The sequence below is a fragment of the Jiulongibacter sp. NS-SX5 genome, from assembly GCF_052828545.1.
The window spans coordinates 2,741,033-2,757,454 of record NZ_CM128248.1 but is presented as its reverse complement, the minus strand read 5'-3'; the positions used below and the strand labels follow the sequence as shown (position 1 = coordinate 2,757,454).

The window sequence follows — 16,422 nt, the reverse complement described above, 5'->3', positions numbered from 1 at the left end:
AAATTTGGTTGATATTTGATAGTTAATTGTTCTGGTAAAAGTTGGGTAGAACTGAAAGTTTACTTGTTTATTCCACCTGATTTCAAACTTGAATTGATTTATTGTGAATAGCTGTGGATTGTACGTTTGTTTATTCAACACTTTTCGTCAACAATTCACAGGGTTATTCACATTAATTGAGTTGAATATCATTAATCTCAAAGTTTGCTTTCAATTTTATCGTTCCTTTGCTCACAACGACTCTTTCAGGTTGTTTATTCTCTTCAAAGTTTCCGGTATCCCATTGATTATTATTATTCAAGTCTTCGATAATTCGAATCTTGTATTCACCTGGGATAACATTATCAAATCGATAATTATCCGTAAATGATTGATTTTGAAGTATTTCTAAAGTTTTGGCATGAAGTAATTCGGCAATTTTGTTGCCTTCAAATTTTGTATAACGACCAGAAAGAGTACCCAATTCTTCTTGTTGATAAACTTTGTTGATAAGTGTATAAGTGCTATTAGTATCTGATTTATAGCTAGTTATAACGTTGGATGGTATATTTAACTCAATTTCTCTTTCTACATTATGTGTAAAAGCAATTTTCAGTTTTGTCTGAGAGTCATCTAACCACGTTAGATCAAAGGGTATGGTATAAGTAGTATCTGCTGTTAGTGTAATCTTAGATTGGTCTATGTTGGATATAGGTTCTTCAAATTCAAGAATGTATTCTTTTGGAGAAACTAGTTTATCTCTAGAGTTTATATTTTCAACGTTTATTCTGAAGGCTTCAATTTTCTCGTTCTTCGAGTTTCTAAGATTATTATTGAAATAAATTTTCTTCTCTTCCTCTAGCGAATTTCCTATAGAATCTAGAACTATTATTTTAGTTTGTACTGTATCTTCTGTAAATGGGTTATTAAAAAATAGTAGTTCATCGCCCATTAATTTGTACGTAAGAGAATCGGCCGGGTTGAGATATTCAAGTATTACGGACTTAATTGGTTTGTCAAAGGATATGGAAAAATTCTCTTGTCTTGACAATGATCTTTTGATTTTCGGTGGGTCAATATTGTTGGGGTAGACCTGTAGATCAAGATTTACAATATTTGAATCAAGACTAATCGTGTCTGATAGAAATCCAAAGAATTCCGTTTTGCTATCAAAATAGAGATTTGAGTTTTTATCAGTAAAAGCTAATAGGCGATATTGAGAGGCTTTAAGGTTTTCAAAAACAAAGTTCCCGGTAGTGTCTGTAGTAAAGAAGTATTTGGGTTTTTGTTTTAAGAGTGGTAGTGTATCTTCTTTATTGAGGTCATATAGAGCAACCGTGGCCTCATCTGTTTTTTTACCTGATAGCAAATTTGTAATCTGACCACTTATCTCCAGGGAGTCTATATAATCTCCGGTACTAAATACCACTTTTAAATTACGTGCTGGATTTTTTTCGTTCAGATCTTTTATACCATTCCGGAAGTTTATGGTGTACGTGGTAGAATCCTCAAGGGGTTCATCAAATTTAAGTTGAACTCCATATGGTTTTGATTTAAGATCATAAGCTCCTTCTGGTTTAGGAGTAATGATCATTTCTTGTCTCAGGGTAGTACTCTCTACGAGTTCATTAAACTCTAATGTTATAAGCTGATCCTTAAAGTTTAGAGTTTTGTTTTCAGGGTATGAACTTATAAGTTCCGGAGGATCCTCATCTTTGTCTCCTCCTGTAGGTGGGACAAACTGTGCACACCCTGTAATAAGTAAACTTAGAACGACTAATATTCTTTTCATTTTATCTCCCGAGGTAAACCATGAGAACTGAGATGTCGGCTGGTGAAACGCCACTAATTCGTGAGGCCTGTCCTAATGTACTAGGTTTGATATCCTTTAATTTTAAGCGAGCCTCTATTGAAAGTGATGTTAACTTCTCGTAATCAAAATCTGGATTAATAGTAAGGTTTTCCAGCTTGTTCATTTTTTCAGCCATCTGAAGTTCCTTCTCTATATATCGCTCATACTTCACTTTAATTTCGGTTTGTTCAATGGTCTCTTTAGAAAGTTGAGATAGTTCTTCTTTTAGTTCTGTTGATAAGCTTTGAACTTTATCTATATTAAGTTCTGGCCTTTTAAGAAGATTATAGACAGTTGTTCTTTCTTTTATAGGAGAAGAATTATATACCTCTAATTGAGTGTTGATATCCTGTGGATCAAGTTTCATTTTCTGAACTGCTTGATACAGTTCATCAGAAGACGCAATTTTTGAATTTACCTTTTGAAGTCTTTCTTCTGATGCTAGTCCAATATCATATGAACGAGGAGTCAGTCTTATGTCAGCATTGTCTTGTCTAAGCAAAGTTCTGAACTCTGCTCTGGAAGTAAACATACGATATGGTTCGTCTGTACCTTTATTGACAAGGTCATCAATAAGAACTCCGATGTATGCTTCATTTCTTTTTAGTACAAATGGATCCTTATGATTGATTTTAAGGTGGGCATTAATTCCGGCCATCATACCTTGAGAGGCTGCTTCTTCGTATCCAGTTGTTCCATTTATTTGACCGGCGAAATAAAGATTATCTACGAGTTTAGTTTCTAATGTTAGCTTTAATTGTGTAGGAGGAAAGAAATCGTATTCTATAGCATAACCAGGTCTGAACATTTTTACCTTTTCAAAACCTGGAATTTTTCTAATGGCATTGTATTGCACATCTTCGGGAAGTGAGGTTGAGAAACCATTCACATACATTTCTACAGTATCCCATCCTTCTGGTTCAAGAAATATTTGATGTCGATCTTTATCTGCGAAACGATTAATCTTGTCTTCTACGGAAGGACAGTAACGTGGACCTAAACCTTGGATTCTACCATTGAACATTGGTGACTTATCAAATCCTTTTTTAAGTTCATCATGAACATCTTGGTTAGTGTATGAGATCCAGCAGCTCCTTTGATTTTGCAATGGTTTGGTATCTGTGTAAGAGAATTTTTCCGGAGATTCATCACCGAATTGTTCTTCCATTTTAGAGAAGTCGATTGATCGTTTATCAACTCTTGGCGGAGTACCCGTTTTCATTCGTCCTGATGTAAAGCCAAGATCAATCAATTCCTCAGTTATTCCTTTTGAAGCTCTCTCTCCTGCTCTACCACCACCAAAGTTTTTTTCTCCTATATGGATGAGTCCGTTAAGAAATGTTCCGTTAGTAAGGACAACAGATTTTGATTTAATCTCTAATCCTAATGAAGTTTTTACGCCTACTACCTTATTATCTTCAATAACTAATCCACTGACCATTTCTTGCCAGAAGTCTATATTAGAGTTTGCTTCTAATGCCCATCTCCATTCTTCAGAGAATCTAAATCGATCACTTTGACATCGTGGACTCCACATGGCAGGACCTTTAGACCTATTTAGCATTCGGAATTGGATCATGGTCTTATCAGATATAATTCCTGACATGCCGCCCATGGCATCAATTTCTCTTACAATTTGTCCTTTAGCTACTCCGCCCATTGCCGGGTTACAAGACATCTGTGCAATGGTCTGAAGATTCATTGTAGCTAGTAAAACCTTTGAACCCATAGTAGCTGCTGCATGTGCTGCTTCACAACCTGCATGACCTGCTCCTACTACTATAACATCGTATTTTGGAAACATATATCTAATGTTCCACGTGGAAACTTCTATTCTTTCGCTATTTGTGTTCCACGTGGAAACTTCAATTTTGAGTGTAAAATCTTAGGTGAAATTTCAGAAGATCAATTAAGTCTCTTGAAATAATTATCAGTTTCTTGCTTGTAGAAAGGCGTAAAGTTTGGAGGAGTTGTTCTGATTAATTCCAATTGCTTTTGTTTTTCTTTCATAAATTCTTCAAGAGATGGAGGCGATGTTCGGTTGATTTCTATCGCACTTTTTGATTTTCTCTTAGTATCTAACTCCTGCTCTTTCACTGCCTTCTCTACTTCAAGTAATCTTGTTTCTAGTTTTTGTTGCCTTTTAAATAACTCTGGATTGATACGTTTATTGATTAAGTCATTTTCAGTATCATCCATTTGCTTTTGCATTTCCTGTAAATCATTACCGAACTTTTTCCCTAGTTCGGTTCCGTTTAATTGGTCCTGCATTTCTTGTATTTTCTTTCTAATCTTGGCTTGTTCATTCGCAATCTTCGCTAGTTCTTTCGACATCTCGGATTGGCTTTGACCGTTTTTGCCAAGACCCTGCATTCTCTTATTCAGGTCTCCTTGTTGTTTGCCAAGACCAGGTGAAGGTGCTGCCCCTTCTTGTTTACCTTCTCCACTACCCGGCATTGACATGGCTGCCATCATTTCTTGCATCTGCTGAAAAGTGTCACTTAACATTAAGGCTAGGTTATTCATAGAGGTCATACTAAACTGCTGTTTCGCCGTAGCTTTTGGTAATTCACGTTCTCTGAGAAGAGTGATGGATTCGTCCATGGTATTCTTCATAGAGGTGACTTCTTTTGTAACAAAGCTTTCAAGCTGCATCACTCGCTGTGCCAGGGAGTACAAACTATCTTCAATAACTTTAGCATCATCTACGAGTTTTAATTGATCTTGTGAGTATTCTACAAAACGAGGATCTGACTTGCTCAATCCTCTGAATCCTTTCATGAGTTCTTCTTGATCAAATGAGAGTTTAACAAGGTTTTCAAGTATCGCTCTTAAAGCCTCTATGTCTAAATCTAATTGTTTCATCTCAGCAGACTGCATTTGAGCCTGCATGGCAGAAGCCATACTTTTCATGGATTTTGCCGCTTTTTTCTGAGATTTGCTGGACTCCTTAGAATTCTTCTGTTCTAATTGTTCACTAGCCTTTTGTTGTTCTTCAGAAACTTCCTCTTGTTTTTCGTTTTGATCATCAAAAGGCTTTCTTAACTCTTTACTTAGTTTTTCAGCTTCGTCTATTTTTTCTTGTTGTTTCTTAAACTCCTCATTGATTTTTTCTTGCTCTTTTTCCAGTTGCTGATTATTCTTTTCATCAGTATTTTTTTCAGTTTTCTCGGCAAGTTTCTCCTGTTTCTCGGCAAGTTCTTCCAGGTCTTTAGTGATATTATCTACTTTCTGTTTAAGTTGCATTTGCTTAAATAGCTTGAGCGTTCTATCAATTTCTTTATCAAGATTTCTGTCTTGATTTTTCATTTTCTCTATTTGTTCCTGAAGCTTGTCTTCCTCATTATTTTCAAGCATTTCCTCCATCTGTTTGAAGAGCTCATTATTCTCTTCTTTCATGAGTTCATCCAGAAGATTTTGTAACTGCTCCATCTTCTTTTGTGTCTCAGATGATTGTTCTTGAAATCTATTTTGCTTCTCCTGCATCCGGTCATATTGCTCCTGAAGCTTTCTCAGATCATCGAGCATTTCCTGACGCTTTTTAATCAACTCTTCCAGTTTCTTTTTTTCCTGATAGTCAATTTCTTTTTTAGACTTCAGGTCTTTGTCAATTTCTTCTAGTGATCTTTTTAACTCTTTAGACTTTTGAAGAAGATTTTCCATTTTTTGTTCAGTGTCTTCTACCTGTTTTTCTACTTCTTCATCAAATTTCTCTGAGCTAGGCATGCCAAAAGTTTGAAGTGATGAACGGCTGGATTTTGGTCCATGAACACCATCATTATCTCTCACTTCCAGGAAGTATTCTAATTGCTCACCCTGATTTAATTGGAGTGAGGCTACGTCAAATTGGTAATAGAATGTTTGAGACAGTTGGCTTTTGTTTAGTGCTATTGGCGTTTCGTTATATTTTTCTTGTCCTTTTAATCGGTATTTAAGTTTAAGGTCTGTAAAACCGTAGTCATCAGCTATTGTTCCTCCTAAAGCAATGAAATTGTAGAGTGTGGTGTCTTTGATCTGCTCAAGATCAATCTTAGGATATTGATCTTTTATGACATTTATATAGTAAGCAATTTTTTCATCTCCTTGAGTTTGATTATTCTTTATAAGAACTTGATAATCAGATGATTGAATTAAATTCTTGCTGAAGCTATACTCATTCTGGTTGTTTTGCTTTGCAATGGCAATTTCATCACCAAAAAGAAGCGAAAGGCTATCGGCATATTGAGTTTTAAAAAGCCATTTTAGCCTGGTGCCCTCTGGTATAATGAGGTTACCGACATTTTGGAGCTTCTCAGGGCTTTGATTAAGGTATTTTGGGTAGATGGCTTCTACATCAAAGGATAGTAACTCAGGACGGCTCAAAAGGCTTAATTCATGTCTTTTTGACTCAAAGCCCGAAGCCAAGAAATTAAACTCCACATTATCCTGGAGTTTATTGAAGGTGTATTGATAAACGCCTTCATCATCCTGATCCATCCTGAATCTTCTTTCGTTATAAATGAGGTAAACTTCTTCGGGAATGGAATTGCCTTCAAGGCTAAGTTTTAAGGTAAAGTCTTCATTGCGATAAGCGTTCAAGTCCTCATTTTGTAAGACAAAATCAAAGGGAGCCTCTTCAATAAATTCCTCTCTGAACTTAAAGATTCGCTCACTACTCTGAAAAAATTTCGGAGAGATGGCAGATATGAAAAGTATTAATACGAGTGGTGGTAGGACGTATTTGAGGTATTTTTTATTATCCCCTAAATTAATGGCATCGCTAAATTTATAGAAAGTGAGGTTTTTACTCTTTTGCTCTATGCTCGCTAAAAGAAGTTGATTTTCGGCATCTGCGGTAGCCGATAATTGTAATGTATTTAGAAGCTTATCCCCTATTTCCGGAAAAAAACGACCAATATTTACGGCAGCTTCCTGGTCTGAAACGCCTTGTCTTACTTTTATAAAATGCAGTAATGGCTTACCGATTAGGTAAACCAGAGTGTATACAGCCACCGCTATAAATAGCAATAAGAGTATAGCTCTAAAAACGCTACCCAATCTCCCAAAATATTCGATAAAATTGACGAAAAGAAAAACGGAGAAAAGTAATCCCAGGGAGATCAGAAGTCCTTTGATCAACTGGTTTTTGTAGTACTTACTTTTATACTCCTCAATTTTATCATTGAGTATTTGAAGGGAGTTACTCATAATAAACTCTTTATGTCTTTAGTTTTAACGAAACAGGACAATGATCTGACATAATAACGTCTGGATGAATCTTACCATGCTCCAGCATATCTTTCATTTCATTGGTGGTGAATAGGTAATCAATTCTCCAACCTTTATTGTTTCCACGTGCACCAGCTCTGTAAGACCACCAGCTGTAATGGTGAGGATCCTGATTAAAAACCCTAAAGGTGTCTATAAAGCCAGAGTCTATGAATTTACCTACCCATTCTCGTTCTTCAGGTAAAAACCCTGAGCTATTCTTATTTCCCTTAGGATTATGAATGTCTATTTCTGTATGACAAATGTTTACATCTCCACAGAGAAGAATATTTGGTTGCTCTTTTTTCAGATCATGGATGTAGTTGTACATATCATCTAAAAACTCCATTTTGATATCCTGCCTAACCGTACCTGTAGTACCAGATGGGAAATAGGCACATATCAGTTTGAAGTTTTCAAAATCTGCAGAAATCACCCGGCCTTCCTGATCATAAAGCTCCACTCCCATCCCATAGGTAATGTTTAGTGGCTTAATTTTGGTTAAAATGGCCACACCGCTATATCCTCTTTTTTGAGCCGGATACCAGTAGCAGTTATACCCCAACTTGGTAAACTCGGGCTCTACCAATTCAGTTTCTGATAGCTTAATTTCCTGAAGACAAAGAACTTCCGGGCTTTCAGTTTCTAACCATTCCAGTAAGCCTTTCTTTATGGCTGCTCTAATGCCATTAACATTAAAAGAGATAATCTGCATTTAAATGTGTAATCCTAATTCGTTCTTAAAATATTCTATAACGTAATGCTTCAATAATGTTTCCTGTGAAAACAAATCGAATGCAGGTAGTTTTTTAACAAGTTCCCAATGGGGCCATCCATCTTCATCATGACCTATGAGGGTATAATAATCACCTCTGCTTAGCACTTTACAAGTAGCAATATGGATGAGATCCTGCTTCTGTTCTTTGCTAAACTGCTCAGGCCCTCTTCCCAATTCCTGAATTCCTATAAGAAACAGAACACCTTTTAAGTCGCTTGGTTTTTTACCAAAATTCTGTTTCAAAAAGTCCAGGATTTTCTTCCAATTTTCTTCAATCTCTTGATTATCAGACTTGGTCATTATAAATTTCTAGTATGAATCCACTACACTACATGAAAGATTTCTTCTTTCCACGCGTCTGTTCGGCTTGTGAAAAAACTATGAAATCTTATGAATCCCATATTTGTATCTCTTGCCAACTTCACTTACCTAAGTTCAAAACCGAGTATTTTGAAAATGAGTTTTTAGCGAAGAAATTTTGGGGCAAAATCGACATCAAAAATACTTATTCATTTCTACAATTCAGCAAGAACGGCCCTGTTCAGAATATTCTCCACAATCTTAAATACCGAAATAAACCTGATTTAGCGGTTTTCATGGGTAGATGGTTCGGAGATGACCTCAAACTGAAAGGTCTCGATGAAGAAATTGACCTGATTTTAGGTGTACCGCTGCATCCGGTAAAGAAAAAACGAAGAGGGTATAACCAAGCTGATTGCTTTGCAGAAGGTCTTTCTGAGAAACTGGGTGTTCCACATGAAACGGAGTTGCTCGTCAGGAATCAGTTTACAGAAACCCAAACGAATAAATCGAGATTCAGGAGGTTTGAAAATATGGAGGGTGTGTTTGGTGTGAAAAACCCGGAAGATGTTAATGGAAAACGAGTAGCTCTGGTAGATGATGTGCTTACCACGGGTGCTACTCTTGAAGTAGCCGGAGCGGAACTACTAAAAGCCGGCTGTACTGAGCTAACAATATTGACTATTGCCGCGGCACTTTAACAAAAAAAGCCCTTGAAATTTCTCTCAAGGGCTTCTGGAAAATAGTCTTTATTTATTTCTTACTGTGGAGAACCAACCGAAATCATGGCACATCTAAAGCCAATGGTAGCTGTAGAAGAGTCCTGATCTAAGTATCTTCTGGTACCTGGAGATAGCCAGTAAGCTACGTCATTCCATGATCCACCTTTATAAACTCTTTGCTGATTATCGATCAATGAATTGAAGTTGTCTTTGTCGTACAATTTCTCTTCATCTCGGTAATCGTTTCTTCTGATCGGGTTCAGATCATTGAAATCTTGGTAAGAGTTAGGTCTGTAAAGGTCATAAACCCACTCATTAACGTTACCCGCCATATTGTATAAACCAAAATCGTTTGGAGCGAATGAATAAACTTCTGCAGTAATGATATTTTCATCATTCAGACGACCAGCTATACCTGCATAGTCACCACGACCACGCTTAAAGTTCGCCATCATCATACCTTTATTCTTACCTCTGTCTTTACGCATAGATGAACCATCCCATGGGTAAATACGCTGATTTGACTGGTTTTCATCGATATATTGAGTACCAATCATTGCTTTAGCAGCATACTCCCACTCTGCTTCAGTAGGTAGGCGGTAGTTGGGTAATACGTTACCAGATTCAATTTTAGGTCTTCCCGTTTCTACAGGAGCTGTATCTAAGCCTTCTGCACCTTCACCTTTTTTCTTTTTACCGAAAGAAAGGCCGCCTTTCTTCTTGCCGCTGCTATTCGCCGCCAGTTCGTTATTTACCACTTTAGATCTCCAGGCAGCGTAGTCATTTGCCTGAATCCAGCTTACTCCTACTACAGGATACATTCTGAAACCAGGATAACGTAGGTAATGATCTACATACTGGTCATTAAATGACATTGAATTAGCCCAAACAGTAGTATCTGGCAATGCTGCGTCATAAAACTCTCTGGTAGAATCCTGCTCTATATCGTATAGGTAGAATAAGTAGTCAATGTTTGAGATCTCTGTTTCATCCATGTAGAAAGAAGCTACAGTTACCGTTCTTTCCAGGTTGTCTCTGTTGTAGGTAATATCTTCTTCTACGGTACCCATTGTGAAACGTCCACCTTCAATGAACACAAGGTTTGGACCTGTAGGTTGACCTTCAAAATCAGAAACCTGGTAACCTTCATCGCTTTTTTTATCGCCGTAGGCAATTCCGGTAGCACCGTTTTTCTTGCCTGGCTTAAGGCTGGTGCGTTTTTGTTCTTTACAGCCAGTAAATAGGAAAAGCGACGTGGCTAAAAGCGAAACTCCGACAAATAGTTTCTTCATGTTTATCTTATTATAAGTTTATTACGAAAGCATCTTCCGCAAATGTAATACTTGTTTTGTGACCTTAAAGGCCGATTTCTAAGGTTTGTTCCCAATATGTTCCAGAATCTGGTCAAATAACTCTTCAATCGTCCGGATTGATTCGGCTTTATTGACTTTTAAAATCAGCTTCTCTTTGACCTGTTTTAATGAACACTTTCTTGGGTTCAACTTTACATAATCAAGAATTCTGCCAAATTTATCTGCCTGGTAGTATTCGGCGTGCTTTGAAGAAACGAAATAGCCTTTCAGGATATTATTTTTCCATGTTAGTTTTTCAAAACCAAGCTTTTGTGCCTTCCATCGTACCTTCACAATCTCAAAGAGGTCCTCTACTTCAGACGGTAGTTTACCAAAGCGGTCAATGAGGGAATCCTGAAACTTCATCAGATCCTCATTGTTCTTTAGACCGTCAATTGTGTTATAAACCGAGAGCCTTTCTGAGATATTTGAAATGTAATTTTCCGGAATCAAAATCTCCTGATCTGTTTCTATCTGGCAGTCGTCTACCGTAAATTCTTTGGCAGAAAGCTCTTTCTCAAACAGCGATTTGAACTCTTTTTCTTTCAGCTCAGACACTGCATCATCCAGGATTTTGTGATACAGTTCGTAGCCCAAATCATTGACAAAACCGCTTTGCTCAGCACCCAACAGATTACCGGCACCTCTGATATCGAGGTCACGCATGGCCACTTTGAACCCATCACCTAAATCAGAGAATTCTTCTAAAGTTTGCATTCTTTTGCGTGCATCACGCGTAAGACCAGATAAAGGAGGTGTTAACAAGTAACAATATGCTTTTTTATTAGAACGCCCTACCCTACCCCTCATTTGGTGAAGGTCAGACATCCCGAACATATGAGCTTGGTTAATAATAATGGTATTGGCATTCGGGATATCCAGACCAGACTCAATGATATTGGTAGACATTAAAATGTCAATATCTCCATCGATAAACGACATCATTATTTTCTCCAGCTTATCTCCATCCATTTGCCCGTGGGCTACCCCTATTTTGGCATCAGGAACCAGCCTCAAAAGTATGTTGGCGATGGAATCGATATCATTGATGCGGTTATGTACAAAGAATACCTGGCCTCCCCTACGCAGCTCATTTGAAATGGCATCTCTGATGGTTTCTTCCTGCCATACCTTCACTTCTGTGGTAACCGGCTGACGGTTTGGAGGTGGAGTGGCTATTACCGACAGGTCTCGAGCACCCATTAATGAAAAATGAAGTGTTCTCGGTATTGGGGTGGCTGTAAGGGTCAAAACATCCACATTATGCCTCAATTCCTTGATGCGGTCTTTAGCTTTTACACCAAATTTCTGCTCTTCATCAATAATGAGTAGGCCTAAATCTTTGAATTCTATTTTCTTACTCAGAAGCTTGTGGGTTCCGATCACGATATCCACCTTACCTTCTTTGAGTGCTTTTAAAGTTTTAGTATTATCGGCGGCTTTTTTGAAGCGATTCAGGTAGTCTACCGTCACGGGCATTTTAGCCAATCGCTCACTAAAGGTTTTATGGTGCTGCATGGCCAGGATGGTGGTAGGAACCAATACAGCCACTTGTTTACCATCAGCTGCAGCTTTAAAGGCGGCCCGAATAGCTACTTCTGTTTTACCAAAACCCACATCACCACAGACTAGTCTGTCCATAGGATATGGCTTCTCCATGTCATCTTTGACATCTTGAGTGGCTTTTGCCTGATCAGGGGTATCTTCATACAAGAACGAGGATTCCAACTCTATTTGCATATAACCATCCTCACTGTAGGCCATTCCCGGAGACTCTCTTCTCTTGGCATAAAGGGCAATCAACTCGTGAGCGATGTCTTTTACCTGTTTTTTGACACGTTTTTTCTTGGTTTCCCACTCGCCTGAACCCAGTTTACTCATAGCAGGTGGAGTCCCCTCTTTCCCGGAGTATTTCGCTATTTTATGTAAGGAGTGGATATTGATATAGAGCAGATCATTGTCTTTATAGACTAGCCTGATGGCCTCCTGCTTTTTACCATTGACATCTACGCTTTCCATTCCAGCAAAACGGCCAATACCATAGTCAATGTGAGTAACGTAATCTCCTGCTTTGAGAGACTTCAGCTCTTTGATCGTGAGAGCTTTTGATTTGCTGAATTTCTCTTTTACCTGATAACGATGATATCTCTCAAAAATCTGATGATCTGTGTAACAAACGATTTTGGTTTGTTGATCGATAAAGCCCTCAGAAAGAGAAAAATTACCAGGGATAAACTTGTTTTCAGGATCAATTTCCTCAAAAATTCGTCTAAGTCGAGTTAATTGTTTCTGTTGGTCTGAAGAAATAATTGTGGTAAAACCGGAGTTTTGACGTTCGTTCAGGTCATTAATAAGAAGATTAAATTCCTTATTGAATGAGGGCTGTGATTTTGAAGGATACTTTACTCTCTCAGCTTTATTGAAGTAGAATCTTCTACCAAACTCTACATTCTTATATTCCTTGATGAGTTTTAGCAAGGCCTTGTCGGTCAAAAAGCTTTCATCCGGGTCAAAAACTACCTGTATGTCACCGCTTTTATCTACAATGTCTTTTACAGATTGAGATACTTTCTCAAAATTCTCTGCAGTCCTCTCGAGGGTGAAATTCAAATCTGTAAGCCAAACTTGAGTTTCTTCAGGGATGAAGTCAAAGAAAGGTTCTCTTTTTTCATTCTTTAGCTTATGCTCTACATCAGGGATGATGGTAATTTCTTCTACTTGCTTTATAGACAGCTGCGTTTCTGCATCAAAAAAGCGGATCGTATCAATTTCCTCTCCCCAAAGCTCCAGACGAGCCGGCTGATCTGAAGCATATGAGAAAATATCGACAATTCCCCCACGGATGGCATATTGGCCGGGTTCATAAACGAAGTCTGTTCGTTCAAAATCGTACCCATTTAAGAGTTCGGTTACGAAATTAAGATCCAGGTTTTCGCCAGTTCTAAGTTTTAGCGTATTAGCAACCAGCGACTGCTTATTAATTACCTTTTCAGCCAAAGCCTCTGAGTACGTAACTACCAAAGCATTTTCCAGTCCTTGGTTCAGCTTATTGATTAGCTCGGCTCGCATGAGCACATTTGCATTCTCAACCTCCTGATATTCGAAAAGCCTTTTATACGATGCGGGAAAGTAATGGACTATTTCTTCACCCAAAAGGTTTTTGAGGTCATTAAAGAAATAGGCGGCTGCTTCTTTGTCTGTCAGAATAAATAGTCCCGGGTATGGATTATTCTTATATGCTGCTGCTGCCAGTACTGCTCCTAAACTTCCGTGTAGTCCTTCAATCTGACTTTTCTCATGGAGCTTCAGATGCTCTTCAATATTTTTTACAAAACTGTCTTCAGCGAACAGTTTCAAAAATTCTTCAGCTGTCATTTATAATATCGTTCGGTGGTGGTAAAACCACACACAATTAATCAAGCTCAGTGGTGAGACGACACGTAATCGGACGAGCTTAGTCGTGCTACCACTATATTGACAAACACAAAAAAGACGCTCCGACTTTCGGGCGTCTTTGAATACAACACAAAATTAGGGTAAAAATGTTTTGATCACTGAAAATAGGAGGTGGAAGAAAAAGAGAATTTTAAAACTAAAGGGTTAGTTTGTCTTAACCTTAATATTTTTGTGAACCAAATTATCACCTAGACTTTAATATTTATTTTATGCAAAAGTAATTCTAACTCTATTTAGATAACGGTCTAATTATATCCAATCTAGAAATTGATGATACTCTCGTTTTGATTTGAACTTTCCTTTTTGATAAATATTTTTTCGATGAGTCTCTACAGTGTAGAAGCTCAAATTTAAGTTTTCAGCTATTTTCTCTGTGGTTAAACCAAGTTTTACCTGTGTTACAATTTCTTTTTCCCTTTTGGTAAGTTTTGTCTTTATGCTAAACCAATCTGAAATATCTGATTCTTGAATCAAGTTTTTTGCAAAAGAGTATTCGCCTGAAAGAACTAATTTTAATTTTGATATCAGTTCTGAACGCTCTACTGTCTTAGAAATATAACCATTGACCCCTAAAGTTTTAAAGGATTCAATATCTTTTTTATCAATGTACATGCTTATCACTACAATCTTCGGTTGATATGGTAAGAGTTGTAGTTTTTTGACTACCTCCAATCCATTCATTACAGGCATATTATAGTCCACTAAAATTAAGTCTGGTTTTAACTCTTGACAATAATGATAGGACAACTCTGCTTTATAAACTTGTTTAGAAACAATGAATTCACCTGACTCTTTAAGTATTAACTCTAGGCCGTCATTGAATAATTTATGGTCGTCAATTATAATAACAGTAGATTTCATATTGGAATTTCAATGATTACTGTCACACCATTGCTGGTAGAGTCAATATTTAAATAAAACTTAGAAAGTTCAGACCTCCTTTTAATATTTCTTAAACCTATTCCTGATAATGATGTGCCTGGTTTTATTCCAACTCCGTCATCTTCGATGGTAACTCTTATTTGATTTGAGTCTTCAAATATTTGTAGGGATACTTCATTAGCAAAAGAATGTTTTACACAGTTACCGAGGCACTCTTGAATGATGTGTAATAAGTTTTGTTGATCATGTTTTTTAAGGCGGTTAAGTGCATCATTTCCATAATAATGAAATGAGAAATCAATTTTTGAAAATTGATCGTACTGAAGAACGGAAGATTCAATATTATCCTTTAGTGAGGTGTTGTAGTCCTTAACAAAATTATGGCTCATAAATCGTAAGTCATTTATGGCTTCTATGAGTAAGGATCTTACTTTATTTAATTCAGTACTTTTAACGCTTAAAAAACCGAGAGCACTAGCAAGATTGTTTCCGACGTGATCATGTAGGTTTCTACCTATTCTTTCTATTTCTTCTTTTCTTATATTCTCTAACTCTGATTTAGCTCTTTCCACAAGTTTTACAGCTTTTTGTTTGGTAACAAGTTCGTGCCTTGTTTCATTGAGACCTCCTGCAGCTAGAAAAAGAATTCCAAATGGTGCTGCGGTAAAGTTAGTAAGAGGTAAAAACGGATAGTCCGTGTTTAAAATTACTCTTACCAAGGCGTCGAATATATTCAATCCCAAACCTACCGATAAAGCAAGTAAGAAATAGAAGCGTTTTGTGTAAAGGGTAAATTTTAAAATTTCAAAGCTACATAAGAGAATAACAAGTGTGGTGTAGAGCCTAAAGCTCTCCGTTAAGTATCTATGGAAAGAATCTGTAAATAGTAAAAGAATAATATTTAAAAGGTTTAAACTAAATACAAAGAGGAAAAGAAGGTGAAGAGCTTTTTTAAGTTTATAGCTATATTGATTTGACAGAAAGTACAACATTAAAAAACAAGTACAATTAGCCGTTAGAGGGGCAAATTGAGGCATTTTAGCAGCGTATAAATTAGTCCAAGAAGGAAAAGAAAATTGATCGCTGAATGAAAAAAGAGTAGAAAATGCAAGAGATATGGTAAGCAAATAAATTCCAATACTCCAAAGGATAGGTTTTTTGTAAATAAAACCCAAAATGGTCAAGACAATTGAAACAACAAGACCAAAAACTAAAAGGAAAACTTCACCGAATAATCGTTTAATATAGAGTTCCTTGTACTTAGACTCTTCAAACAGTTCCAGAGAAACTTCATTAATACCAATTGCCCTTTTTGAGGTTATGAAAATTGAAAGTGAATCTCTTTTTTTTAACTCTAAAGGAATAGCAAAGTCAAAATTATTATAGTGTCTTTTTTCTAATGGTGTTTCTCGTTTTATATCGTATATTCTTATGAGTGAGTCGCTAGTGATCCAAAAAAAATTGAGTTCGTCGGTTTTAATATTTTCAGATCTTAGTGTTAATTTCAGAGACTCTTCAGTCGGATTTAGAAGCTTTAAAAAAATCGAAGATTTTGGGCTATAGTGTGCCTTACCAAGGTAAATAAACCGGTCATCTATATTTCTGTCAAAAAACTCAAGTATAAACTTCTCGATATTCTCCTGTGGTAATTGACTCTCATCAAAGCCTAACTTTTTAAAAGTCTGATTATTTAATAATATCGAATTTTTAGTCTTTAAAGTATTTATATCAAGTGATTTACAAAAAGTAGTATTGCAGATGTTAAGAAAGAAAATCACATGAAGCAATAGCTTTCCAGACGTAGTCATTTTTATACTTTTCGGGTTTTGTTGTCATTAAATTACCTGTTGTCAG

Annotated in this window: 10 protein-coding genes; 1 reads left to right on the top strand and 9 read right to left on the bottom strand. The window is 36.8% G+C overall.

Translation table 11 applies throughout. The features are described from left to right. Positions 1-172: 172 nt before the first annotated feature. The 5 genes from ACUXV0_RS12215 to ACUXV0_RS12195 all read right to left on the bottom strand — a co-directional run bounded on the left by ACUXV0_RS12215 (position 173) and on the right by ACUXV0_RS12195 (position 8,156). A complete protein-coding gene (locus ACUXV0_RS12215) occupies positions 173-1,771 on the bottom strand; it encodes an Ig-like domain-containing protein (RefSeq protein WP_446189840.1) in 1,599 nt (532 codons plus the stop codon). Position 1,772: 1 nt separating this feature from the next. After that, complete coding sequence (gene mnmG, locus ACUXV0_RS12210; RefSeq protein ID WP_446189839.1) at positions 1,773-3,635, bottom strand: tRNA uridine-5-carboxymethylaminomethyl(34) synthesis enzyme MnmG; 1,863 nt, start codon at positions 3,633-3,635, stop codon at positions 1,773-1,775. Between the two features lie 101 nt (positions 3,636-3,736). Further along, on the bottom strand, positions 3,737-7,018 hold the full coding sequence (locus ACUXV0_RS12205) for a DUF4175 family protein (protein ID WP_446189838.1): 3,282 nt from the start codon (positions 7,016-7,018) through the stop codon (positions 3,737-3,739). Positions 7,019-7,028: 10 nt separating this feature from the next. Beyond that, entirely contained in the window at positions 7,029-7,793 is a 765-nt protein-coding gene (locus tag ACUXV0_RS12200) for an exodeoxyribonuclease III (RefSeq protein WP_446189837.1), read from the bottom strand. Continuing rightward, positions 7,794-8,156: a hypothetical protein gene (locus ACUXV0_RS12195; RefSeq protein WP_446189836.1), complete on the bottom strand. Its 363-nt coding sequence runs from the start codon at positions 8,154-8,156 to the stop codon at positions 7,794-7,796. It abuts the gene before it with no gap. An 80-nt stretch (positions 8,157-8,236) separates the two neighbouring features. Here ACUXV0_RS12195 and ACUXV0_RS12190 point away from each other — a divergent pair, with 80 nt between their 5' ends. Further along, the gene (locus tag ACUXV0_RS12190; RefSeq protein ID WP_446189835.1) at positions 8,237-8,857 is read left to right on the top strand and encodes a ComF family protein; all 621 of its coding nucleotides are present in this window, start codon (positions 8,237-8,239) and stop codon (positions 8,855-8,857) included. 59 nt (positions 8,858-8,916) lie between these two features. On the opposite strand, the gene gldJ is transcribed toward ACUXV0_RS12190, so the two are convergent. The 4 genes from gldJ to ACUXV0_RS12170 form a co-directional block, all read right to left on the bottom strand. Further along, positions 8,917-10,170: a gliding motility lipoprotein GldJ gene (gldJ, locus tag ACUXV0_RS12185; RefSeq protein ID WP_446189834.1), complete on the bottom strand. Its 1,254-nt coding sequence runs from the start codon at positions 10,168-10,170 to the stop codon at positions 8,917-8,919. Between the two features lie 78 nt (positions 10,171-10,248). After that, positions 10,249-13,605, bottom strand: coding sequence for a transcription-repair coupling factor (gene mfd / locus ACUXV0_RS12180; RefSeq protein ID WP_446189833.1), 3,357 nt, complete (start codon positions 13,603-13,605; stop codon positions 10,249-10,251). A gap of 330 nt (positions 13,606-13,935) precedes the next feature. Further along, on the bottom strand, positions 13,936-14,547 hold the full coding sequence (locus ACUXV0_RS12175) for a response regulator (RefSeq protein ID WP_446189832.1): 612 nt from the start codon (positions 14,545-14,547) through the stop codon (positions 13,936-13,938). Then, on the bottom strand, positions 14,544-16,376 hold the full coding sequence (locus tag ACUXV0_RS12170; protein WP_446189831.1) for a sensor histidine kinase: 1,833 nt from the start codon (positions 16,374-16,376) through the stop codon (positions 14,544-14,546). Before ACUXV0_RS12170 ends, ACUXV0_RS12175 begins: the two co-directional genes overlap by 4 nt. Positions 16,377-16,422: the final 46 nt, after the last annotated feature.

What these genes read in the sequence shown, in the direction of transcription:
- ACUXV0_RS12195 (WP_446189836.1), bottom strand. Translation starts at nt 8,156, where the DNA reads ATGACCAAGTCTGATAATCAAGAGATTGAAGAAAATTGGAAGAAAATC.
- ACUXV0_RS12190 (WP_446189835.1), top strand. Translation starts at nt 8,237, where the DNA reads ATGAAATCTTATGAATCCCATATTTGTATCTCTTGCCAACTTCACTTA.
- gldJ (WP_446189834.1), bottom strand. Translation starts at nt 10,170, where the DNA reads ATGAAGAAACTATTTGTCGGAGTTTCGCTTTTAGCCACGTCGCTTTTC.
- ACUXV0_RS12175 (WP_446189832.1), bottom strand. Translation starts at nt 14,547, where the DNA reads ATGAAATCTACTGTTATTATAATTGACGACCATAAATTATTCAATGAC.
- ACUXV0_RS12170 (WP_446189831.1), bottom strand. Translation starts at nt 16,376, where the DNA reads ATGACTACGTCTGGAAAGCTATTGCTTCATGTGATTTTCTTTCTTAAC.
- ACUXV0_RS12215 (WP_446189840.1), bottom strand. Translation starts at nt 1,771, where the DNA reads ATGAAAAGAATATTAGTCGTTCTAAGTTTACTTATTACAGGGTGTGCA.
- ACUXV0_RS12200 (WP_446189837.1), bottom strand. Translation starts at nt 7,793, where the DNA reads ATGCAGATTATCTCTTTTAATGTTAATGGCATTAGAGCAGCCATAAAG.
- mfd (WP_446189833.1), bottom strand. Translation starts at nt 13,605, where the DNA reads ATGACAGCTGAAGAATTTTTGAAACTGTTCGCTGAAGACAGTTTTGTA.
- mnmG (WP_446189839.1), bottom strand. Translation starts at nt 3,635, where the DNA reads ATGTTTCCAAAATACGATGTTATAGTAGTAGGAGCAGGTCATGCAGGT.
- ACUXV0_RS12205 (WP_446189838.1), bottom strand. Translation starts at nt 7,018, where the DNA reads ATGAGTAACTCCCTTCAAATACTCAATGATAAAATTGAGGAGTATAAA.